The 21,408-nt window shown below is 37.8% G+C and carries 21 protein-coding genes and 1 tRNA gene; 12 read left to right on the top strand and 10 right to left on the bottom strand.

Going from position 1 to position 21,408, the window contains the following annotated elements:
* The first annotated feature begins 22 nt into the window (after positions 1 to 22).
* From CSEC_RS12810 to cmk, 5 genes are all read left to right on the top strand, one after another.
* Positions 23 to 682: a thiamine diphosphokinase gene (locus CSEC_RS12810; protein WP_053331975.1), complete on the top strand. Its 660-nt coding sequence runs from the start codon at positions 23 to 25 to the stop codon at positions 680 to 682.
* Between the two features lie 151 nt (positions 683 to 833).
* A complete protein-coding gene (lepA, locus tag CSEC_RS09395) occupies positions 834 to 2,642 on the top strand; it encodes a translation elongation factor 4 (RefSeq protein WP_041018213.1) in 1,809 nt (602 codons plus the stop codon).
* A gap of 18 nt (positions 2,643 to 2,660) precedes the next feature.
* On the top strand, positions 2,661 to 3,455 hold the full coding sequence (gene uppS, locus CSEC_RS09400) for a polyprenyl diphosphate synthase (RefSeq protein WP_041018214.1): 795 nt from the start codon (positions 2,661 to 2,663) through the stop codon (positions 3,453 to 3,455).
* A 12-nt stretch (positions 3,456 to 3,467) separates the two neighbouring features.
* The gene (locus tag CSEC_RS09405) at positions 3,468 to 4,343 is read left to right on the top strand and encodes a phosphatidate cytidylyltransferase (protein ID WP_041018215.1); all 876 of its coding nucleotides are present in this window, start codon (positions 3,468 to 3,470) and stop codon (positions 4,341 to 4,343) included.
* The gene (gene cmk, locus CSEC_RS09410; protein WP_041018216.1) at positions 4,340 to 5,029 is read left to right on the top strand and encodes a (d)CMP kinase; all 690 of its coding nucleotides are present in this window, start codon (positions 4,340 to 4,342) and stop codon (positions 5,027 to 5,029) included. Before CSEC_RS09405 ends, cmk begins: the two co-directional genes overlap by 4 nt.
* 2 nt (positions 5,030 to 5,031) lie before the next feature.
* Here cmk and CSEC_RS09415 read toward each other — a convergent pair whose 3' ends face one another.
* Positions 5,032 to 5,601 carry a hypothetical protein gene (locus CSEC_RS09415; protein ID WP_041018217.1) on the bottom strand — a complete coding sequence of 190 codons (570 nt, stop codon included), beginning with the start codon at positions 5,599 to 5,601 and terminating at the stop codon, positions 5,032 to 5,034.
* Between the two features lie 167 nt (positions 5,602 to 5,768).
* Between CSEC_RS09415 and CSEC_RS09425 the strand changes: the two genes are divergently transcribed.
* The gene (locus CSEC_RS09425) at positions 5,769 to 6,008 is read left to right on the top strand and encodes a hypothetical protein (protein WP_041018219.1); all 240 of its coding nucleotides are present in this window, start codon (positions 5,769 to 5,771) and stop codon (positions 6,006 to 6,008) included.
* A gap of 2 nt (positions 6,009 to 6,010) precedes the next feature.
* Here CSEC_RS09425 and gnd read toward each other — a convergent pair whose 3' ends face one another.
* Entirely contained in the window at positions 6,011 to 7,471 is a 1,461-nt protein-coding gene (gnd, locus tag CSEC_RS09430; RefSeq protein ID WP_041018220.1) for a decarboxylating NADP(+)-dependent phosphogluconate dehydrogenase, read from the bottom strand.
* A gap of 201 nt (positions 7,472 to 7,672) precedes the next feature.
* Here gnd and CSEC_RS09435 point away from each other — a divergent pair, with 201 nt between their 5' ends.
* Together CSEC_RS09435 and CSEC_RS09440 are read left to right on the top strand one after the other, a co-directional pair.
* Positions 7,673 to 9,190, top strand: coding sequence for a hypothetical protein (locus tag CSEC_RS09435; RefSeq protein ID WP_041018221.1), 1,518 nt, complete (start codon positions 7,673 to 7,675; stop codon positions 9,188 to 9,190).
* 81 nt (positions 9,191 to 9,271) lie between these two features.
* Positions 9,272 to 9,344 (top strand) — tRNA-Arg (locus CSEC_RS09440).
* Between the two features lies 1 nt (position 9,345).
* Here the strand turns inward: CSEC_RS09440 and CSEC_RS09445 are convergent.
* From CSEC_RS09445 to rsmH, 5 genes are read right to left on the bottom strand one after another with little or no spacing between them, the layout of a single operon-like run.
* A complete protein-coding gene (locus CSEC_RS09445) occupies positions 9,346 to 10,077 on the bottom strand; it encodes an N-acetylmuramoyl-L-alanine amidase family protein (protein ID WP_237559235.1) in 732 nt (243 codons plus the stop codon).
* 28 nt (positions 10,078 to 10,105) lie between these two features.
* The gene (locus CSEC_RS09450; RefSeq protein WP_041018223.1) at positions 10,106 to 11,587 is read right to left on the bottom strand and encodes a UDP-N-acetylmuramoyl-L-alanyl-D-glutamate--2,6-diaminopimelate ligase; all 1,482 of its coding nucleotides are present in this window, start codon (positions 11,585 to 11,587) and stop codon (positions 10,106 to 10,108) included.
* A 59-nt stretch (positions 11,588 to 11,646) separates the two neighbouring features.
* Positions 11,647 to 13,653, bottom strand: coding sequence for a peptidoglycan D,D-transpeptidase FtsI family protein (locus tag CSEC_RS09455; protein WP_041018224.1), 2,007 nt, complete (start codon positions 13,651 to 13,653; stop codon positions 11,647 to 11,649).
* A 17-nt stretch (positions 13,654 to 13,670) separates the two neighbouring features.
* The gene (locus CSEC_RS09460) at positions 13,671 to 13,964 is read right to left on the bottom strand and encodes a hypothetical protein (RefSeq protein ID WP_041018225.1); all 294 of its coding nucleotides are present in this window, start codon (positions 13,962 to 13,964) and stop codon (positions 13,671 to 13,673) included.
* Positions 13,965 to 13,988: 24 nt separating this feature from the next.
* Positions 13,989 to 14,927: a 16S rRNA (cytosine(1402)-N(4))-methyltransferase RsmH gene (gene rsmH / locus CSEC_RS09465; RefSeq protein WP_041018226.1), complete on the bottom strand. Its 939-nt coding sequence runs from the start codon at positions 14,925 to 14,927 to the stop codon at positions 13,989 to 13,991.
* Positions 14,928 to 15,114: 187 nt separating this feature from the next.
* Between rsmH and CSEC_RS09470 the strand changes: the two genes are divergently transcribed.
* The 3 genes from CSEC_RS09470 to CSEC_RS09480 are packed head-to-tail and all read left to right on the top strand — an operon-like array spanning position 15,115 to position 16,786.
* Positions 15,115 to 15,567 carry a DUF5399 family protein gene (locus tag CSEC_RS09470; protein ID WP_041018227.1) on the top strand — a complete coding sequence of 151 codons (453 nt, stop codon included), beginning with the start codon at positions 15,115 to 15,117 and terminating at the stop codon, positions 15,565 to 15,567.
* A 2-nt stretch (positions 15,568 to 15,569) separates the two neighbouring features.
* Positions 15,570 to 15,968: a tetratricopeptide repeat protein gene (locus tag CSEC_RS09475; RefSeq protein WP_041018228.1), complete on the top strand. Its 399-nt coding sequence runs from the start codon at positions 15,570 to 15,572 to the stop codon at positions 15,966 to 15,968.
* Between the two features lie 32 nt (positions 15,969 to 16,000).
* Complete coding sequence (locus CSEC_RS09480; RefSeq protein ID WP_041018229.1) at positions 16,001 to 16,786, top strand: hypothetical protein; 786 nt, start codon at positions 16,001 to 16,003, stop codon at positions 16,784 to 16,786.
* Positions 16,787 to 16,991: 205 nt separating this feature from the next.
* Here CSEC_RS09480 and CSEC_RS13165 read toward each other — a convergent pair whose 3' ends face one another.
* The 3 genes from CSEC_RS13165 to CSEC_RS09490 form a co-directional block, all read right to left on the bottom strand.
* Entirely contained in the window at positions 16,992 to 17,159 is a 168-nt protein-coding gene (locus tag CSEC_RS13165) for a hypothetical protein (RefSeq protein WP_154017679.1), read from the bottom strand.
* A gap of 355 nt (positions 17,160 to 17,514) precedes the next feature.
* Positions 17,515 to 17,664 carry a GxxExxY protein gene (locus tag CSEC_RS13550; RefSeq protein WP_079978035.1) on the bottom strand — a complete coding sequence of 50 codons (150 nt, stop codon included), beginning with the start codon at positions 17,662 to 17,664 and terminating at the stop codon, positions 17,515 to 17,517.
* 393 nt (positions 17,665 to 18,057) lie between these two features.
* Entirely contained in the window at positions 18,058 to 19,227 is a 1,170-nt protein-coding gene (locus tag CSEC_RS09490; RefSeq protein ID WP_041018231.1) for a DegT/DnrJ/EryC1/StrS family aminotransferase, read from the bottom strand.
* A 254-nt stretch (positions 19,228 to 19,481) separates the two neighbouring features.
* Between CSEC_RS09490 and CSEC_RS09495 the strand changes: the two genes are divergently transcribed.
* The gene (locus CSEC_RS09495) at positions 19,482 to 21,248 is read left to right on the top strand and encodes a tetratricopeptide repeat protein (protein ID WP_041018232.1); all 1,767 of its coding nucleotides are present in this window, start codon (positions 19,482 to 19,484) and stop codon (positions 21,246 to 21,248) included.
* The last annotated feature ends 160 nt before the right edge of the window (positions 21,249 to 21,408 follow it).

A 21,408-nucleotide genomic window follows, 5' to 3' on the forward strand; every position in this document is an offset into this window, starting at 1 on the left:
CTCCTAAAAATAAGGATCTTCTATGAAAAAAAAAGCCTTAATTTTAGCCGGCGCTCCTATTAACCATTTTGAGAAGGAAGAACTTAGACACGAAATCGAAAACTATTCTTTTGTTGTGGCAGCAGACAGCGGTCTTGACTTCTGTTTTGAAATCGGGGTCCTCCCCGACCTTGCTGTCGGAGATTTCGATTCCTCGAAAAGAGTGCAGGATTTAGAGAAAAGCCGCGCCCTTTTTTTCTCAAGGGATAAGGATTTAACCGATCTTGAAATTGCGATCAATGAGGTTGAAAAACGAGGCTTTGAAGAAATTTTTATCTATGGCGGCCTTGGAGGCTTGAGCCGGCATGGTTTGACAAACCTTATTTTAGCGGCAAGGCACCCTTTAAAAATTTTTTTTCTTACAGATAATGAATTTGTTTTTGCTGTCAACCGCCCCATTCAGCTGAACGTTCAAAAAGGCCAGCTTATTTCGCTTCTACCACTTCTTTCAAAACCTACGGTGACTACAAAAAACTTAAAGTGGGAAATTGAAAATAGAATTCTTGATTCACACTTTTTTAGCGTGTCAAATGAATGTCTTAGGGAAGAGGTCTCTCTTTGGATTGAAGAGGGCTGTTTTATTTGCTTATTAGAAAAATTTAAAGGAAGTGAATTAAAATTTAAATTTATTGATAAAGTTTAAGATCTCAATAGGTAAAAATTACGAGAGCAGGGTTGCTTTCATTATAAAAAACCGAGTATACTCCTACCTTGCATAATGCTTATTTAAAAAACTGTCTAAAAACTTAATTTGTATAGATTTCTTGATAACTGCCTTAAAAAAATGAATTACAATGACAAAACAATATAGCCTCAAACATATTCGAAATTTTTCAATCATTGCCCATATCGATCACGGCAAGTCGACAATAGCGGATAGGCTTCTCGAACTTACTAAAACGGTGGCTGAACGTGATATGCAAGAGCAGCTCCTCGATGATATGGATCTTGAAAGAGAGCGAGGCATCACCATTAAAGCTCACCCTGTCACCATGGCTTATGAGGCAAAAGACGGACAAACCTATCAAATCAATTTTATCGATACCCCGGGGCACGTTGATTTTTCCTATGAGGTTTCAAGATCCCTTTCAGCTTGCGAAGGAGCCCTTCTTGTTGTAGATGCAGCGCAAGGAGTGCAAGCGCAGACGCTTGCAAATGTGCATCTTGCTATCGATAGAGACTTAGAAATCGTTCCGGTTCTTAACAAAATCGACCTTCCGGCAGCAGACCCTGAGTCTGTAAGACAGCAAATCGAAGAAGTGGTCGGAATAGACGCATCAGGTGCGATTGCTTGCTCTGCAAAAACAGGCGTTGGGATTGCCGATATTTTAGAGCGCATCGTAACTAATATGCCCCCGCCAAAAGAGCCTGAAGATGATCTTTTAAGAGCTCTTATCTTTGACTCCCACTATGACAATTATCAAGGGGTCATGGTTTATGTCAGGGTTATGAGCGGCGAGGTCAGAAAAGGCTCTCTCATTAAAATGATGGCGACAAATAAAAATTATGAAGTTCAAGAAGTCGGAATTTTCACACCTTCTGAAAAACCGACCGATAGCTTAAAACCGGGTGAGGTCGGCTACTTAATCGCAAATATTAAAAATACACAGGATATTAAAATAGGCGACACCGTCACCTCTCAAAAAAATCCGGCGCCTTTGCCACTGCCTGGCTTTAAACACATTTCACCTGTTGTCTTTGCCGGCATTTATCCGGTGGATTCCTCTGATTTTGAAGCCCTTCGAGATGCGCTTGCCAAATTACAGCTAAATGATTCGGCGCTTCATATTGAGCAAGAAAGCAGCATGGCTTTAGGGTTTGGGTACCGCTGCGGATTTTTAGGGCTTCTCCACCTTGAAATTGTCTTTGAGAGGCTGCAAAGGGAATTTGACCTTGATATCATTTCAACCGCTCCAAGCGTCGTCTATAAATGCCTGATTAATGACGGTCAAGTAGTTGATATTGATAGCCCCGCCCATTACCCTGACCCCTCAACTATTGAGTCAATAGAAGAACCTTGGGTGGTTTGCCATGTCATGATCCCAAGCGAATTCCTTGGAACAATCATGAATCTTTGCATGGATAAAAGAGGAAGCCTGGAAAAAACCGATACCCTCAGCATGGATCGGCTTTTATTGACCTACAAGTTGCCTCTAAATGAAATTATTACCGATTTTAATGACAAATTAAAATCCATGACTCGCGGCTACGGGTCTTTTGATTATGAATTCGATAACTACCGTGAAAGCGACATCATCAAACTTGAAATCAAAGTTAATGATGAGCCGGTAGATGCGTTTTCTTGTCTTGTTCATCGAAGCAAAGCTGAAGCCAAGGGAAGAAGCATTTGCGCAAAACTTAAAGAAGTTATTCCAAGACAGCTTTTTAAAATTCCAATTCAAGCAGCCATCGGCGGCAAGATCATTGGCCGGGAAACCATCAATGCCTTGTCTAAAAACGTGACTGCTAAATGCTATGGTGGAGATATTTCCCGAAAAAGAAAACTATGGGAAAAGCAAAAGAAAGGTAAAAAGCGCATGAAAGAAATTGGCAAAGTAAGCATCCCCCAAAATGCCTTCATGGAAGTTTTGAAAACAGATTAAGGATAAGGTTCCAGGTTAATGAATGCCGCTCTACTTAAAGCAAACTGTTTGGAAGCCTCATTAAAAAATGAGGATCGAGCCATTTTTTCATGTGATGATTTAAACGGGATTGATCTCAACCATATACCTAAGCACATTGCTTTAATTCCGGATGGCAATAGAAGATGGGCGCATCTTCAAGAATTTAACCCTTCTAAAGGTCACCATGCCGGCGCGGATACCGTTATTGAGATTGTAAAAGCTGCTAAAGAGCTTGGAGTTAAAACACTCACTTTTTATGTCTTTTCAACTGAGAATTGGAACCGGCCTAAGGAAGAAGTAGACGCTTTAATGTGGCTTTTACAGACCTATCTCATAGATAGACGACAGACGATGCTGGATTCTCAAATACGTCTAAAAACAATTGGAGATCTTTCAAAAGTAACAGACGAGGTATATCAAACCATTTCTGAGACAGAAAAAATGACCGCCTCTTGCCAATCCATCGACCTTGTTTTGGCCATCAATTACGGGGGCCGCGATGAGATTGTTAGAGCTTTTAAGAAAATGGCAGAAGATATGAATCAGGGCTCTTTCTCCTCAAAAGATATTTCAGAATCCCTAATTTCGCGCTATTTAGACACAACTTCTTGGAAAGACCCGGATTTATTAATCAGAACAAGCGGTGAAATGAGAATCAGTAATTTTTTAATCTGGCAGCTCTCTTATACTGAAATTTATGTTGAAGATGTTTATTGGCCCGATTATACACCTTATCATCTTCTTCAAGCGATAAAAAGCTACCAAAGCCGAATTAGAAGGCTTGGCAAATAAAGAGTTCTCATTATGAGCGAAAAAAACAATCTAAAAGAAAGATTTATCACAAGCGCCCTAGCGCTTCCAATCACTCTTGCCGCTCTTTTTTTTTCAACGAAACCTTATTTTGAACCGATATTTGTCTTGATTATGGCTATCATTGCCATAGTCTCTTTAGATGAGTTTTTTAAACTTGCCGAAAAAAAAGGAATGAAACCGCTATCCGCTCTAGCTAAAGCCTGTACTTTAGGTTTTATGATGTCTTTATTTCTTGCCTATAGGTACCCTTTCCTGCAAGCTCTTCCCTGGGTTGTTTTATTGACTTCATTCATTCTTGGCTTTTTATATTTCTTTTTTGAAGGGAAAGATCCTATACAAAATCTTTCAGCAACTGTCTTTGGATTTATTTACATCGCCCTGCCTTTAAGCTTGATCCTTTTAATTCTTTACCAATCAAAATTATTTGGTGAAGAGGGCAGAGCTTGGCTTCTTTATCTTTTGACGGTTGTCAAAATGACAGACATTGCCGCCTATTTTGGCGGGAAAAATTTTGGCAAAACCAAGCTGTCACCGCTTATCAGCCCTAAAAAAACTTGGGAAGGAGCCATCATCGGGTTTAGTGCCTCGCTTGCATCAAGCGTCTTATTTCTATTTTTGATAAAGCTTTTAAACATTCCTTTTTCGCTTAGCTTTTTCGGAAGCCTTATCTTGGGAGCGCTTTTGTGCATTTTCAGCCAAATCAGCGACCTTTCAGAATCTTTACTTAAACGCGATGCCGCCGTAAAAGATTCAAGCCAATTACCAGGCCTTGGAGGGTTTCTTGATATCATAGATTCGCTAATTTTTCCTTTACCCATCCTATATATCTGGATGCAACTTTTTATATTTAATGGAAACTCATTATGATTATAACAATTGATGGACCCATAGCTACAGGTAAAAGCACGATTGCTAAAAAACTTGCTAGGGCTATTGGATACATATATTTCGATACCGGAGCTATGTATCGAACCCTGACTTATGGTTTGCTTAAACATAATGTCTCTCTTGCAGACAAAGAAGCGCTTAAAGCTTTTCTTAACTCTTTTATCCTAGACATTAAGATCAAGCATGGGGAAAGAAGGTATTTTTTTGAAAATGAAGATATCACCGATAAAATCAGAGGCGAAAAAGTAACTCAATTCGTCTCTCAAGTTTCCGCAAATAAAGACGTCAGAGAAAAACTTGTTTCGCTTCAACATGAGTTATCCGAAGGGGTTAATGCCGTGTTTGAGGGAAGGGATATGGGAACGGTTGTATTTCCAAAAGCAGATATCAAAGTTTTCTTAACAGGAAGACCTGAAGTACGCGCAAGAAGACGCTATGAAGAAATAATAAACAAATATCCAAGCGAATATAAAGATCTGACTCTAGAAAAGGTTCTTGAGGAAATCAATAGCCGGGACCACTATGACTCAACGCGCGAAATCTCTCCTTTAAAGCAAGCGGAGGACGCCTTTGTCATAGACACCTCCGATTTAACCTCAGATGAGGTCGTTTTAAAGATTCAAGAGTTTAAGGATTCAAGAAGAACAAGGCTTAAAGAAACTTAAGTTTAGATACAAAAGGTAAAAAGACTTTTAAAGCATTGCGTGATGTTCTCTAGTAAAGACTCTTCTTCATGACTGCCATCAAGTCTTTTTATTTCCCTAATTTTCTCTTCCTTGACTTCTTGGATCACACGCTTAAACTCGTAAAGACTTGGATCGCAATTAGTTTCAAGTTCGTCAAGATCCTCAAAATCAAACTCCTTTAAAGCTTCAAAAAAAACAATTTTTGAAAAGTTAAAGATTTTATTGACTTGCCAGTTTTCTTTCGCCTCACCCAAAGCAAAGATCATTCTATGGTGAGAGTCTGCAAGATCCTCGAGGTTTTCCTCATTTTTTTCAGTGTTTAGATGGGTGACGCATAAATTAAAAAAAGCATTCAATTGACAACACTTAAATTCTTTTTTTTGGTTCAGCGCATTTTCCCGGTATAAAGCTATCGCTCTTTCAGTTTTTTTAAATTCTGAGATCATGGAATTAAAGACGCTTACGACCAAGCTTTCCTTTCCCGATTCCTTCTCTATTCTTTGGCTTTCTTGGACCCAATTATAATCTAAAGAACTCACGCGATGAACCATACAAAACCTCGTCTTATGTATAAATTATGTCTATGTATTAATAAAAAAATAAAAAGAACAAGAAATATAATCTATTTTCCTTTTAATTACTTTATAGAAATTTTATTTGATATTAATTATATCTTTAAATATAATTGTTTTTTAACTTGGGAAAATCTTATTTTAATATGAAAATCAACAATCATTTAAAAGAATTATTTGAAGAACCGGAGATAAAAACGGCTTTGACTAAGCTTGTCCTTCAAGCTAAAAAAGACGAGGTGCATGCCCTTGCTATTAAAAAACTCACCGTCCCCAATAAGATGGACGAACCTAAAAGAAAGACCCTAAAAGAGCGAATTTTAGGGACATTCCTTGGCAGGCTTATATTAAATCCCTTCGGCTATTTGGAAATTAACGTAGATTAATCTTAAACGTTATAAGATCCAGAACTTACTATTCCACCTGTGCCTGCCCAATCTGTATGAAAAAACTCCCCCCTTGGCTTGTCGATTCTCTCATAAGTGTGACCGCCAAAATAATCACGCAGGGCTTGAATAAGATTTGCCGGAAGGTTTTCGCTTCGATACCCGTCATAGTAGGAAAGCGCTGAACTAAAGCAAGGAATCGGAATTCCAAGGAGAGCGGCTTCTGAAACTACTTGTCTTAAAGATTCCTGGGACCTATCCATTTCCTTTCTAAAAAAATCGTCCATAAGAAGGTTTTGCAAGTCTTTATTTTTGGTAAAAGCCTCTTTGATGTTACCTAGAAACACACTTCTAATAATGCAGCCGCCTCGCCACATTAAAGCTACCGCCCCGTAGTTAAGTTTCCAGTGATACGCGTTAGCTGCTTCCCGCATTAAAGAAAACCCTTGGGCATAACTTACGATTTTTGAAGCATAAAGAGCGTATTTAATGGCCTCAATAAACTGTTGTTTATCTTTTAAGTAAGGTTTACCTCTTGGTCCATTTAACTTTTTAGAAGCTTCCACTCTCTCTTCTTTTAAAGAGGAGAGAAATCTTGCAAAAACAGCTTCTCCGATAAGAGTTAAGGGAACTCCAAGTTCGAGAGCATTAATGACAGTCCATTTTCCGGTTCCTTTTTGACCTGCTACATCCAGGATTTTATCCACTAATGGCTTTCCATCCGTATCGTTAGTTTTAAAGACATGGCTTGTGATTTCAATAAGATAGCTGTCTAGTTCCTCTTTATTCCATCGGCTGAAAATCTCATGGAGCTCTTCAGAAGAGAGATTTAAACCCTTCTTCAAAAGGGAGTAGGCCTCGGAAATAAGCTGGATGTCGCCATATTCAATGCCGTTATGCACCATCTTTACGTAGTGGCCGGCTCCTTCATCACCTACCCAATCGCAACAAGGTTCATTTCCGTTAACTTTTGCCGCAATATCTTGAAATATCGGCTTTACACTAGGCCAAGCTTTAGGATTGCCCCCCGGCATAATGGAAGGGCCATGCCTTGCTCCCTCTTCCCCGCCGGATATTCCTGTACCTATATAAAGAATCCCTTTTTTATCAAGTTCCTGGGTCCTCCTGACTGTATCTGTAAATAAGCTATTGCCTCCATCGATTAAGATATCTCCTTTATCCAAAAAGGGGAGTAATTCTTCAATCAACTCATCGACCGCCTTCCCGGCTTTTACCATCATGAGAATGCGTCTTGGCTTTTTTAATTTTGAAACAAATTCTTTTAAAGAATGGGTGCCAATGACTTTTGTCCCTTGAGCTGTACCTCCTATGAAATCATCCACTTTAGAGACAGTCCTATTAAAGACCGCCACCTTGTAGCCTTTTTCATCCATGTTGAGGACTAAGTTTTGACCCATAATGGCAAGGCAAATAACGCCAATATCCGCATCTTCTTGACTCATATTTTTCCCTATTTCTTTTTAAACCTGAGCATAGCTTATTTTTTGCAAAAAATGAAGAGATATTGCAGAAGAAGTTTTATTGTTATTTAGTAAACTTTTTTATTAAAAACTAACGTTTTTTTTATAAAAATAAATTAATTTATATAAATATTTTTTTGTGTTATAATGAATTAGATTTAACTTAAAAAAGAGTAAGCTTTTATGAGCGGCGGTGAGTTCGAAGCCTTTAAAAAACCTCCCTCCTTTTTTAAACCTTACCCTAAATCATCCTCAACTTCCGAAAATAAAAAACGACTTGTTGTAGACCTAAAAAATAATATCTTGGAGACTACCCACGACAAGAGCCTTATGTCCTCTGCAAAAGAGATTCACGATTTTATCCTAAAAAACCCAAATCTCTCCTATGATCAATTACTCCTAGTCTCGGAATTTGCAAGGAATAATACCCCAAGTGAAAGTCGAAAGGTTTTGAAACGTCAATTTGAAAAAACGTTTGTTTTAAATAAATTACCGGCCTTTTTTCAAAATACTCTCATTCATATTATTATCCTCTCTAGAAATTTCTTTTATGCGGTTAAGGATTTTGGAACCATTAATGGCAATTTTTCAAAGGAATTGCTTGAAACTCTTATTTCAAATGCTATTGAATCAGAGTATGATGCGTTTAAAAAAGAAGCGGAAGCGCCCTTGCTTAAAAAAATAAAAGAGTTTCCTGAGATTCTCACTCAAATAGAGCTTTATAAATCCCTTCAGAAAGAGCTTTTAAAAATAAAAAATAATTCAAAACGAGTTGAGGAATTAAAATCTCTTTGCCTTCAAGAGCAGGGTCTTAAAAAACTATTATGCAACGAAAAAAAAATGCTTGAAACGCTCGAAGAAAAGCTTAGAAAAACGCCTTTAAACATCAAGCTGATTGAAAAGACCAAAATGCTAAAAGTTACCTTAAATGATTTTCAAAGAAGGCTTAGCTCGATTGAAGAAGCAAAACAGGAACTGAGCCTTTTAGAAGAGTCGCTAAAGGTTATTGAGACTCATAAATTAAATATTGATGAAATTAAAAGAGATGTGGAAAAGCGATTTGGGGAAGAGTTAGACAGTCTCAAGGATCAAGGTGAGGATTTTCAGTCATTAAAAAAAGTAAAAAAAGAGCTTCGGGAAAAGTATAAGGCCTTATTTGAAATCCATGAACAAAGCTTGTTTGATCCGGATTTTGAAAGAAAAGAAACCTTGAGGAAATCGGCTTTTGAAAAGGGTTTAAAAGAAAAATTTGAACAAAACCCGGAGCTTGAAGAAGCTTTTCATACGTATCAAAAGATCCAAAAAGAAGCTTCTTTTTTGCAAGAGGAGCTTAATTCTATAAATTACAAATTGCGTTTGATTCAAAAAATCGAAAAAAGGAAATTGAAGATAGCTCAAACACAAAATAAAGATAACGCTCTCAACAAATGGAACAAAGAAAGAAAAGATTTTGAAACAGAACTTTTACCGGATGAGCTTGAAGATAAAGATTCCCTTATTTACAAAGAAGCTGAGCTTAAAAGTACCATCAAAAAAAAGAGAGAAAAACTAGCTGCGTTTAAAGCCGCTCTCGTTAAGGAATTAGAACCGCTTTATAGCGCGTTTATCGAAATAAAAGAAACCGACAAAGAGTCTTTAAAAAAAATAAAAAAAAATTTGGCAGACAAACAAAAAGATTTTTACTCTCTTTTCAATCACTGAACTAACTTTTTAGACATCTTTTTATCAAATAAAATCCGCTTGAGCGAAAGAAAAGAAATGAGTAAACTTAAATGTCTTTAAGTTCACGTAGCTCAGTGGATAGAGCGGTTGCCTCCTAAGCAACAGGTCGCGCGTTCAAGTCGCGCCGTGGACAATCATTTTGATTTATAGAGATATTCATTTATTCCTTGAGCAATCCCTTTAGCTAAACCGCTCATATAATTCTTATCTCGGATTCGGCTCATTTCCCCTTCGTTTGTCATAAATCCCCCTTCGATAATAATGGCTGGCATTGTCGTCTCGCGAATGACAGCAAAATTCCCTTCTTTAATTCCCCTTGATTTCGCCTTGGTCTCAACTAAGACGGCATCTAAGATGGCTTTTGCAAGGTCTTTGGAGCTCTGGCTTCTTTTCTTATCATCACTGTCGTTATAGTAGTAAACTTCCACCCCTTCAGCTTGCCTGTTAGGGGCTGAATTATAATGGACGCTTACAAAAAGAGCCGGCTTTCTTGCATTTGCAAACTCAGCTCTTTCTTTAAGTTCAAGGTACAGGTCGTCTTTTCTTGTCATCGCTGTTCTAAAACCCATTTTTTTAAGATAAGCTTCAAGAAATTCAGCGGTCGTTAAAGTGAGATGTTTCTCATAAAATTTAGGCCCTTTTTTTGATTCGGTCCCATTATCCTTTCCGCCATGCCCTGCATCAATGACAATTAGGGGCGAGGCAAGTCTTGTTCTTAAAGACTTAACCGCTGTAACCATAGCGATTTCTTCTGTCGGACGAACGCATGGACGGGAAAGAGGTTCCTCGTTGGCTACATAAGTCGCTTTAGAACAGGAAAAAATAAAGCATGGGAGAATATAAAATAAAAGAAATCTAAATGTCATGGAAACCATTGTTGTCCGTCAATCATCTTTAAGATTCGTGCATAGCAAAAAATTCATTAACGACAAGTCGATCATCAAAAGGAACAGTCTGATGGGAAAACACCTGGTACGCTTCATGCCCTTTGCCGGCTATTAAAACAATATCATTTTTTGATGCCATCTTTAAAGAAGTAAAAATAGCTTCTTTTCTATCCATCACAATTTGATAAGAAGAAGAGCTTTTAAAACCTTTCACAATTTCAGAAATAATGTCTTCCGGTTTTTCTGTTCTTGGATTGTCAGAAGTAACAATTGTAAAATCTGAAAAGCTTTCACTTATGCTGCCCATCACAGATCTTTTTAAACGATCCCTATCCCCTCCGCATCCAAATACCGTGATGAGTTTAGAATGAGGCATCATTTTTAATGAACGCAAAATATTTTCGAGGGCATCCGGTTTATGGGCATAATCGATGTAAACATGAACGCCGGATTTATTTTTTACTTTTTCAAGCCTTCCGGGAACCGGGGGGGTTCCTCTTAATCTTTCGACAATTTCTTTTAAGGGAAATCCAAAACTTAAGGCAAGCGCTATTACAGATAGGGCATTGTAAACATTATGAAGACCTGCAAAAGGAAGCGTGCAGGGCTCTAGAAAGTCTTTATACCTTACAAAAAAATGAGTTTTGGAAGACCCCAAATCAATGTTTTCGGCTGTGATATCAGCCTCTTTTAATCCGTAGCTTAAAATCGGAACTGAACTTGCTTCGCACATTTTTGTAAAATAAGGACTGTCTTTATTTATGATGGCAATTTTGGATTTGCCATTTTTTTTAGGAGCGGCTTTTTTATCGAGGCTTTTAAAAAGCTTGCATTTGGAATCTGCATAAGCTTCCATATTCAAGTGATAGTCTAAATGTTCCGGAGTTAAGTTAGTAAAAAGGGCGGCATCAAAATCTATTCCCTCAACTCTGCCTTGGGATAAGGCGTGCGAGGTCACTTCCATAATGCAAAGAGACATTTTCATATCGGCCATTTCCCTAAGCATTTTATAGTTTCTTTCAATATCGGGCGTTGAGTGGGTCGCTGTATGCCTAACATCCCCGAATTGATATTCAATGGTGCCGATTATTCCGGCAGGCCCTATGAAATGCTCTAAAACATGTTTTAACATATAGGAAACGGTCGTTTTACCGCTTGTGCCGGTTACCCCGATCATCAAAAGTTCATGAGAGGGATGGTGGTAGAAAGTTTTTAACAGTTTTGCTTCTACGCTGTTTATATCTTTAACAACAAGCTGAGGGACATCTTTTATTCCGGGATCATATAAATCGGATAAAATGGCATTAGCTCCGGCTTGCAAGGCTTCTTGGATAAATTCTCCGCCGTCATGTGTTTTACCTTTTTTGGCAATATATAAATTGCCGGGAGCCACTAATTTTGAATTTGCGGAGATCCCTGTTATTTCAATTTCTTTAGGCCCCTTTAAAGTAATTTCCGGAAGGTCTTGAATCAGCTTTTTAAGCTTCACGTTTTACTACCTAGTTTTTAAATTATTATTTTAATTAATGCGTTTAATTTTCGTTCTCGTTAGTTATTCCATTTTTGCATTATTTCTTGCAACCGTTTCACTTCTTTCATCCAATCCAACTTGTCTTTATCAAAATTTTCTGAGTTTTTAAGAAGATCATGGGGGTCGTCCGGTTGAATTCCAAGATATTCCAAGGCTCTCTCTCCTATCGCTCTAAAAATAGGGGCGGCAGAAATTCCTCCGTAATAGAGATGGCCAACTCCCGGCACATAAGCGGTAGAGGGTTCATCGATTGTGATTAAAAGCGAAAAAACAGGGTTAACAGCGGGTGTAAATCCAATAAAACTTGAGCAAAATTTTTCTTTTGAGTACTGCCCATTAACAATTTTATTAGCTGTGGCTGTTTTTCCAGCTTCTGTAAAACCTGCGATATCGGCTCTAAAACCTCCGCCTCCCGGTTTCGTGACATATTTTAGACCTTGGACCACAGTTTCGGTTAACGATTTAGGAAGCACCCTTGTCTTAGGTTTATCGCTTTTTCTTCCGTTTATTAGGATTTCAGTCCTGCCGCTAGCATCGGTTCTAATAGCTTTTCTTACAAGCGTCGGCTCTATTTTATAACCGCCGTTTGCAATCATCGATAGGGCTTGTAGCAGCTGAATAGAATTGGCTTGCACATTATGCCCTATAGCTAAAGAAAAAGGAGTTGGTAAAGACCACTCAAGCTTGCCGTTAGGATGCAATTTCCCAATGCTTGGCAACCTTCCGGGACTTTCACCGGGCAGCTCTATACCGGTCTTTTTTCCAAAACCGAAACATTCTTGAAGAACTTTCCGATACCACTTATCGCCAAGTCTTTGAATAACTCTTTCAATAATTCTGCCCATGTAAATATTTGAAGACTTTTGAAGAGCCATTTCCATATTCAGCCATTTCATAGGCTTAGTATCCTTGATGGGCTTAACTCTTCCCGGAAAATCTCCATTTTCAACAGCTACTTTCTCTTTTGGGTCAAATATAGGAGGCTCTTTTCTCCTTCTCAGTTCTTCATTTGCCATTAAAGCTATAGCGCAAGTGATAGGCTTCATCACAGACCCGGGTTCATTGGCGTCTGTAACAGATTTTACTTTTGCGATGTCTTGTTTGCTCGCATCAGAAAAATAATCCTGAATCTTGCTAGGCTCAAAAAAAGGGTATTGAGCCATCGCTAAAATTTCCCCGTTTTCTGGGTTCATCATAACGGCCCAGCCGGATTTAGCCCCGGCTTTTTTTACGCCCGCCTCAATTTCTTCTTCACAGATAGCTTGCAAGCAAGGATCGATGGTCAAATAAATATCAGCGCCATGAATAGGCTCTTCAATCACCTCTCCCATCTCAAAAGAGTGTTTAGGAGAGCGCATCATTTTTCGTTTTCCGGCTTTTCCCCTTAAGAGTTCATCAAAATAAAGCTCAAGCCCGCCAGTTGGTATGGCTTGCTTTGATTTTTCATCCTTTCTTGGTTGTATAGTGTGGAGAACTTGTCCAAGAAGCTTTCCATAAGGGTAGGATCTTTGATAGTCATTAACAAAAAATAGAGCGTTGAGAGGAATTTTTCGAGCCTTGGCAAAAGATCTCCACCATACAAGAAAATCTTGCTTTTCTTCTTCAGACATCCACATCATCAGAAGACGGCTTCTGGACTTTAGATGAAGCTCTTGCTCTAACTTCTGTTTTTTAAGCTTAAGCTTATCTGCTAAGATTTTAGCAAGTTCCTTTTTATGATCTTGAGGGATAGATACCGGATCCGCATAAAGATGCTGTTTTTGGATGTCCACAACAAGCTGCAAAGAATCCTTTATCCCTTTTTTATACTCGTGAAAACAGGAAAAAAAGCGGCCTCTTCGAAAAGGTTCGTTTACGAAAAAATAATGCTGCAGATCGGCTTTTTTTGTCCAAAATTCGCCCTGAATGATTTGAAGCCTATAAAACTGCAAGATGAGAAGGGAGAGCAAAACAAAGATTGCCGAAGCTAAAAAAACAACTCTTTTGCGAAGAGATCCGGTTAAGCGATTATTTTTTTTTGCCATTTCCAAACTTAAGACTTTTAAGAAGTTTTCTTTTTATTCAGGAAAACAACTTCTCCTCTTTTTGGAAATTTTAAATGTTTAAATTGTTTTTCACGAGAAAGTTCCATTAGCCTGATTGGATTTTCTTGCTGCTCAATAACATATTGCAGCTCGCTATTGCTTTCTTTTAGTTTGTTTAAGTAGCTCAATTTTTTTGGAATTTCTTTTCGGATGGCAGTGACATGATTATTTTGATCAATGAGTCTATAAGCAAAAAAGCAGCTTATAGTAACCCATATGAGGAATTTTAAAGAAAGGATAACTTGCCGCATACCGCTTCGAATTTTTTCTACCCGCTAGATTTTCTCTATCACCCGAAGTTTTGCGCTTCGGCTCCTCGGGTTCAATTTGATTTCCTCATCATCTGCAATAAGGGGTTTTCTTGAAAGAATTTTTATAGTTGGATCTTTATCGATAAAAAGACCGGATAGCCCGGAAGTTCTTTCTTTATCTAAAGCTTCTTGTTGAAAAAACTGCTTCACTATTCTATCTTCTAGGCTATGAAAGGATATGACGGCGAGTCTTCCCTTAGGCTTTAAAAGACTTAAAGCTAAAGGCAAAGCCTTTTCAAGGACTTCTAGTTCGCGGTTTACGACAAGCCTTAAAGCTTGGAAAATGAGGGTCGCCGGATGCAAATGCAATTTCTTATAATTTTTTCCAAGGGCTTTTTCAATCAAGTCGGCAAGGTCTTTTGTTGTGGCAATCGGTTTTTCATTTCTTGCTTTACAAATGGCTTTAGCGGCTTGAAAGGCTTTTGGCTCTTCCCCGTAAATCTTAAAGATGCGGGTTAGCTCCTTTACATCATAGGTATTTACAATTTCAAAAGCTGTCAAAGACTCTTCGGGATTCATCCTCATGTCTAGCGGGCCTTCAAATCTAAAACTAAAACCTTTTTCCCTGCGGTCAAGCTGCATAGAAGACACGCCAAGATCCATTAAAATACCGTCAATTTGACCCTTATGAGTTTTTTCAAGTTCAAAAAGTGAAATTTCAAAGTTTCCTTTCAGGATTTCAACTTTATCCTGCCACTTAGAAAGATGGGCGGATGCGAGAGCGATGGCTTCCGGGTCTTGGTCCAGCCCATAGTACTTTTTAATTTCAGGATGTCGGTTAAGTAAAAGAGAGGCATGTCCCCCGGCCCCTAAAGTCGCGTCAATAAAAGAAGAAATTTCCAAATCTTCAAAGGCTTTTAAGATAAGTTCTTTTAAAACGGGGATGTGTTCACTAGGATTCATAATTTTATCAATTGAAAGGATTAAGACGTTTTTTTAGGGAAGTTTAGATGATTATACTATTAAAATAAAGATTTTATTAAGATAAATACTATTTAAGTTCTTTCAGTTAGAAAAATAACATTATTTTTACATCAAATTGTCAAGGATGTTAAAATATAACTAGACTATAGGAACTAGGTGAAAACTCATGGCTACAACCATAGATAATTATGACTTAAACGTTTACAATCTTTACGCTCTCCGTACCAAACTTGTCGAGGATATTAATCGTCAATATCGACTAGACCAAGCGGCAGCAGTCACAACGCATACTGTAGTTCCAACCTTCCAACCCCTTCTTACTGAAATAGATCTGTTGCTTGGGGTCGTTCCTTTCATAAACCCTTGGGCTTATTTCTTCCCCCCAAAAAAATTCCGTAACGCAAGAAGGTCCTCTTTTGCTTTCTGGCGTATTGCCCCCTCGCTTGGAACGTTCGATGAACAGGAAGAACTAGAAGAGCTTATTGAAAATATTCCTGTAAGCAATTCTGAAGAAAAAAGAGAGAAACACGCAATTCAAGCTTGTTTAAAAGAGGTCGATAAGCTTAATTCAATGTTAAGGTTTATTACAGGTCGTATCGGGCAATTTCTTCAAGGATAATGATGAGTCGCATTAATTGGCTTGAAAAGCTTAAGTGGAATGAAGAGCAAATTGAAGATATTCAAAATGCCGCTTACGCCTATATTAAACAAGGGAAGTATGACATTGCCCTTCCTTTTTTTGAGGCATTAGTAGTCCTAGAACCGGATAACCCTTATAATTCACAAACCCTCGGCGCTCTCCATCTGCAGCTTGGCCACGCAAAAGAAGCCATTCGAGCTTTAGACCAAGCCCTAAAGATAGAAGCCGATCATGGCCCAACGCTTCTTAACTTGACGAAAGCCCTCTTTATGCTTGGAAAAAGGGACGAGGGTTTGAAACTGGCCCATATTCTAAAAAATGAAAAAGACCTATCTATATCTAATGTTGCAAGAGCTCTGATATTAGCTTATGAAAGGTGATTGATATTTAGTTTTCCCTTACGGTTCTTTTTATGGAAGCACTAGGAAATGACTCTCCGCCGAAAACTTCAGAAATTTCAACCCCCTATGGGTCTTGGGGTCAGCTTTTTGGAAGGGTCTTTGAATGGAAAAAAGAGCCCGAACCCGAACCACCCCCTTTAGTCGATATAAGAAATACCCCCTCAATCCCAAACGAAACGGCAACTCTTTTAAGCGAACGTGAGATTAAGATTTTGTCTTCTCACTATGCATTGCTTTTATCTTCATTTCCTTGGTTCAAACACAAAAAAAATGAAAAAGATTTTATCGAATTTTTAAAAAACCCTCTTCAAACGCTCGACGATCATTTTCAAGCAAAGCTGTTTCTTTCCATTCTTCCTGAAACTTTAGCAATCGAGCCTGATAATATGATGCCTTCTTTTTTGAAAGCTACTTTTAGCCGCTGGCTGAGTGATTTGCCCGACCCTAATAACTTCACACAATTTTTTTATTCTGCTAGGCCGGAGATTTATTTAAATCATTTTTTAGAGTCGGAGAGTGCTTTATCGCTTAAAGAGAAAAAATTATTAAAAGTGGAATTAGAAATTTTTATGAATCGCTCAAATGAGTATCTTGTAACCCTATCGACTCTTAAAGGATTCTATCAGCCGGGTGCTTGGCAAAACAAAGATTTTCGTGAAGCGCTAAGAAGACTCGAAGCTAAGTTTTCCTTATTTTTAAACATCTTTTCTTTGATGCTTAAATTCTCTGAATCGGTTTTGCCTGAGCAAACCTATCACTACATCTCCAAGGAATTTGAAAGATTTATCCCTATTTAATCGTGTTTATGATTGTCATTTTTTGCTGACATAAATGGATTGCGATTTAAACACTTCGATAACTGTAACCTCTATTTAAGATGGCTACAAAAAAAGGGGCACGGTTATCATGAAAATAGGATTGATATTTAGCTAAATTCACAAGTTACCATCAATTTTCTTCTGATTCTTTACAAGCGGTTATGGAAGTTAAAGTAATTTAGCTTTACTCAGGATAATCTAGCTGATCGAGAGTCCCCTTTCTTATTTCTTCAATCGTATAATTAGCCTTAAGGGCATCGACTAGCTGATTATAAGGGGTATATACGTAAAAATATTGGTTATCCACCGCTCTTAAAGTCGTATTTGACTGGCTTATTACGTAAGGATACATCTCTCCTTTTGGATTATTCCAATCTAAAGGGTAATTTTGAAAAAAATAAAAATCTCCCCAATCAATTTGTTTGATATTTTCAAAAAATTTTAATAATTCATCTATTTTTAAGGGTTTATCTTTAATTCTTGTAAAGAGTGTATTGAATAATTTCTGCCGGAGCCTTCTATTCCATCCACAATTACAAATTCAAAATTAACTACGGTCTTTAAACATTTGATAATTTGGAGAAAACTCTCATAAGTCAAAAATAAAGGGTCATCAATAATAACCTGGAACCATATCATTATTCAAACACCCCTATCAATTGAGCAAGATTAATTACCAAAATATGCTAAAGAGTCTCATCTTTAAATTACGGAGCCCAGTATATCTTAGGAATAATTTTTTTCCGTTCGATTTTTAGACCACTTAATGAAAGCTCATGACATAAACAAACCTCATAAGCAGACTCCAACAACCCTGTACCAAGCTCTCGAAGCACCTGAATAGCTGAGCCGATAATTTTTCTGTTAGTGTGTCATTTTTAATACGTTTTTCAGTCTGTTGCAGATCCACCTAGAATAATCGTTGATTGTGTTGCAGCGGTGTTGCTCTAAATTTTTTTTACGCAAAATCGGAGGGTCGAAAGCCACAAAACTTAAGGAAAGCAACCTAATCCTCGCTATCTCGTACTTTCTCATTGATCTCACTGGCTCATGTGGTGAATTGTAAAACAAAGCCCTTGATAAAAAATATAACTTGTAAGCGACAAATGGCTTCTTACATATAAATGAGCCAACAATGTATTGAGGGAAAGTTTTGATTTTTTTCTATTTTTGATTTTATGGAGGTTCTTGAAAAAAACTGTGGGCAAGTATTTTAAAAAAAGGTGACTTATCCTGGAATACCCCTAGCCTCAGGGGTTGTTTAAAATTCCTAGCAAAGCTTCAACTATCAAATCTACTTCTTCAAGTTTGAGATCTGTATATAAGGGGAAGGAGAGGCATTGCTTATAGTAAGTTTCCGTTTCGGGGAAATAAGAGGACAAATCGGTTTTTCTTTCAGCGAAAAAGGGGTGTTTGTAAATTGGGATGTAGTGAACTTGAGTCCCGATGCCTTTTTCTTTAAGTTTATTCATCACCTCTTCTCTTGTCTTTTTAAAGAACTCAAAATCAATTTGCAGAAGGGCTAGGTGAAAAGAAATCTTTTCTAGATCTTGAGTTTTGACAAGACGAATACCTTTTTCATTTTTTAATTTATCAAAGTATCTTTTCATAAGCTCTCTTCTATGAGCTGCAATACTGTCTATCCTTTTAAACTGACTTAAGCCAAGGCTTGCTTGAAGCTCGTTCATATGAAAATTGCCTGTTATCGCTTTCACCTCATAATACCAAGGATAAGTCTCTGATTTAGGGGAACTTCTGTCGATGCCATTATTCCTATATAGCTTTAACCTATTAAAAAGAGTTTCGTCATTTGTAAGAACCATTCCACCTTCCCCGCTTGTAATTTGCTTAGCCGGGTGAAAACTAAAGCAAGTCATGGCACTATCATAGCAAGAACCGACTTTTGTGCCATCGGGATAGTAGGAGCCAAGGGCATGGGCGGCATCTTCGATAATGAGAGCTTCAGGGTCGCTGATCATACGGTTAAGCCTTCCAAGGTCAATCGGTATGCCTCCAAAGTGAACGGGTAAATAAATGGATCGGCCCCTTGTTGATTGAAAAGGTTCCATCTTTTCAAGCAAAGCAAGATCCATATTGGCAGTTTCTCTTTCAATATCAACAAAGATAGGCTCCGCTCCCTCATGCCAGCCGACAGCTAACGTACCAACAAAAGTATTCGGGGTTGTGATGAGACGATCATGACGATTCACATCGATTGCAAATCCTGATGCTGCAAGGGCTGTCGTTCCGCTATTGAAAGCCACTGCATATCTCGCTCCGCAATAATCGGCCACTGATCTTTCAAACTCTTCAACGTCCTTACCCCTGGTAATATAAGGCGAAAACAAGGCTTGCCTTACAGCTTCGGCATCATTTTCATTAATTGATTGTTTTGCGTACGGGAAAGTAAGAGGGTCCATCTTCAACCTAAGAGTTAGCTTAAAAAAATTAACAGTTTATGCAATAAACCTTATGGTCATATCATATTTTTAATTTTTTTCATTTCAACAAAATGACATTTTGTCATTTGGTAAAAATAAAAAAAAGAATATAGATAGCTAAAACCTGAAAAGCTAACAAAAAAAAATTAAAAGATTTAAGTTGAAGGAAAAAAGGTGAGAAAAACCCTTATTTCCGTTAAGTTGTTAGATAGAAAAAGGCATTTTGAGGCTCTATGAAGTCAGAAGTTTTATTGGATTACATGAAAAAAGCGCAGGCACTAGCGATGAATTCCAACCCGGAATTTCTACTTGAACTAGTCGACCGCGAAATGGAAAAATTTGGAGAGGAGCCGTCTCTAAAAGCTTTTTTTCAAGGTGAACATGACTTTTATTCAAAAAAATATAGACAAGCTCTTGAAAAATATCTGGAAGCAAAAGACATTCCTCATTATCAATTCTTTTGTTTTCGCGCTTCAGCCTATCTCTCAAAAGAAATTCAAGAACAGCATAAGGCTTTGACCTATGCCAATAAAGCCAATACTTTGCTTCCGGAAGACTACTTCACCCTTAAAATTTTAAATGCTCTTTATAGCAAAGAAGATAGCTCTAAGGAAGCTTTGCAAGTTCGTGAAAAACTTGCTAAATTAGAAAAAGGCATCATGCCTAATCCTGAAATTTGCAAGTATGGATCCTCCGTTCTCACCGAAGAAGACTTTAATGAACTTTTATCCATCTCGCAGGGTTGTCTGCATGAAGAACTCTTTCAAAATGACCATAATGAGGAAAAGGCCGCACCCCTTTGCGAAAAAAACAATCTGGCTTTTATTAAAGAAACCTCCTTCCAAGGACTTAATAAGCCTGCCACAGACTTTCCTGTTCCCTATACCATTGAAAAACCTTTTTTCCAAAACTTGGATATTGAAATGAAGCTTGATGCTTTTGCTAATCGATATCGCGAACTTTTGGAAGACTATGTCAAAAAAGCAGAAAATAGAAGCGAAATTGCTGACCGAAAATTATTTACATTCAATGTCTGGACGAATGATTCAAAAGATTTACCGCTGCCAAGCCAGCTTGCCAATATTGATGAATTCAAATGCGGATTTTTCTTTCGCTTTAACGGTAAAGGTATAGCTATAAATCCGGGGCACTCCTTCTTGGAATTACTTGAAAAGCGCAACCTTACTATCCTTGACATTGATTCAGTCATTATTACTCATTCAAAACGAGATTTATACCCCGCAGTAACACGCCTCTATGAACTTAACACGCAATTAAATCGTGTTCTTGGAAGAGCCCATCCTATTCACTTTTACTTTAACCGTTCAGCCTTCCAGGAAATGATCCAAATTTTAAAGCCTCAATATCGACAGGAAAAAAGCACGCTTCATTGCCTTGAGCTTTATTTAGACACACCGGACGTTGAAACTATTTCTTTGCATGAGGGCATAAAACTGCATTACTTTCAAATCGCAAACTCACCCTCTTCTTATAATTCCTATGAAGGCATTAATCTTGGCATCAAATTTGAACTGTCTTTAGGGGATGAAACTCGAGTGCTCTCTTATGTTTCAAGCTCGCCATGGACACCGCACCTAGCTGACTACCTTAAAGGAACGGATCTATTACTGCTTGGTTTCGGCACAACTTCTCATGAAGATTTAACCAAAGAAAGGTATAGAGAGGATTGTTTAGGCTATTTTGGCTGTCTTTCCCTATTTGAAGAAGTCCTTCCTTCCCTTTGCATTATTACTGAATTCGATCAAAAAGTGGCAGGTGCAAGACTTGAAATTTGCAAGGCACTTCGTAACGAGCTTTTCGATCAAACTTTTGATTCAACCCTCTTGCTTGCCGATCCCAATCTAGAAATTGATCTTGATGCTCTAACGCTTCGCTGCACGATTACCTCAACTTTTATGAACCCTTCCTTTGTAAAAATTGTACAAGGATCGGATCCTTTTAAACCGCTGCAATTTTTATCACAGGCAAGCTACATATAGATAAGACCTTTTCCAAAGCTAAAACTTTTTTCATAAGAAGCTTAAATAAATAATACCTCTTGTTCATAAGTTTCTTTTTTCAAAAAAAACTTCACACTTGTTTAAAATTTTAATATGAACAATTTCCACAGTTCATCAAATGAAGAATTTTGAAAAAAAA

The sequence above is a fragment of the Criblamydia sequanensis CRIB-18 genome, from assembly GCF_000750955.1.
Lineage (GTDB): Bacteria > Chlamydiota > Chlamydiia > Chlamydiales > Criblamydiaceae > Criblamydia > Criblamydia sequanensis.

What these genes read in the sequence shown, in the direction of transcription:
- rsmH (WP_041018226.1), bottom strand. Translation starts at nt 14,927, where the DNA reads ATGAATCCTAGTGAACACATCCCCGTTTTAAAAGAACTTATCTTAAAA.
- CSEC_RS09480 (WP_041018229.1), top strand. Translation starts at nt 16,001, where the DNA reads ATGGAAGCACTAGGAAATGACTCTCCGCCGAAAACTTCAGAAATTTCA.
- CSEC_RS09475 (WP_041018228.1), top strand. Translation starts at nt 15,570, where the DNA reads ATGAGTCGCATTAATTGGCTTGAAAAGCTTAAGTGGAATGAAGAGCAA.
- CSEC_RS09445 (WP_237559235.1), bottom strand. Translation starts at nt 10,077, where the DNA reads ATGACATTTAGATTTCTTTTATTTTATATTCTCCCATGCTTTATTTTT.
- cmk (WP_041018216.1), top strand. Translation starts at nt 4,340, where the DNA reads ATGATTATAACAATTGATGGACCCATAGCTACAGGTAAAAGCACGATT.
- lepA (WP_041018213.1), top strand. Translation starts at nt 834, where the DNA reads ATGACAAAACAATATAGCCTCAAACATATTCGAAATTTTTCAATCATT.
- CSEC_RS09405 (WP_041018215.1), top strand. Translation starts at nt 3,468, where the DNA reads ATGAGCGAAAAAAACAATCTAAAAGAAAGATTTATCACAAGCGCCCTA.
- CSEC_RS09425 (WP_041018219.1), top strand. Translation starts at nt 5,769, where the DNA reads ATGAAAATCAACAATCATTTAAAAGAATTATTTGAAGAACCGGAGATA.
- CSEC_RS09435 (WP_041018221.1), top strand. Translation starts at nt 7,673, where the DNA reads ATGAGCGGCGGTGAGTTCGAAGCCTTTAAAAAACCTCCCTCCTTTTTT.
- CSEC_RS12810 (WP_053331975.1), top strand. Translation starts at nt 23, where the DNA reads ATGAAAAAAAAAGCCTTAATTTTAGCCGGCGCTCCTATTAACCATTTT.
- CSEC_RS09455 (WP_041018224.1), bottom strand. Translation starts at nt 13,653, where the DNA reads ATGGCAAAAAAAAATAATCGCTTAACCGGATCTCTTCGCAAAAGAGTT.
- gnd (WP_041018220.1), bottom strand. Translation starts at nt 7,471, where the DNA reads ATGAGTCAAGAAGATGCGGATATTGGCGTTATTTGCCTTGCCATTATG.
- CSEC_RS09460 (WP_041018225.1), bottom strand. Translation starts at nt 13,964, where the DNA reads ATGCGGCAAGTTATCCTTTCTTTAAAATTCCTCATATGGGTTACTATA.
- uppS (WP_041018214.1), top strand. Translation starts at nt 2,661, where the DNA reads ATGAATGCCGCTCTACTTAAAGCAAACTGTTTGGAAGCCTCATTAAAA.
- CSEC_RS09495 (WP_041018232.1), top strand. Translation starts at nt 19,482, where the DNA reads ATGAAGTCAGAAGTTTTATTGGATTACATGAAAAAAGCGCAGGCACTA.
- CSEC_RS09470 (WP_041018227.1), top strand. Translation starts at nt 15,115, where the DNA reads ATGGCTACAACCATAGATAATTATGACTTAAACGTTTACAATCTTTAC.
- CSEC_RS09415 (WP_041018217.1), bottom strand. Translation starts at nt 5,601, where the DNA reads ATGGTTCATCGCGTGAGTTCTTTAGATTATAATTGGGTCCAAGAAAGC.
- CSEC_RS09490 (WP_041018231.1), bottom strand. Translation starts at nt 19,227, where the DNA reads ATGGACCCTCTTACTTTCCCGTACGCAAAACAATCAATTAATGAAAAT.
- CSEC_RS13165 (WP_154017679.1), bottom strand. Translation starts at nt 17,159, where the DNA reads ATGTATCCTTACGTAATAAGCCAGTCAAATACGACTTTAAGAGCGGTG.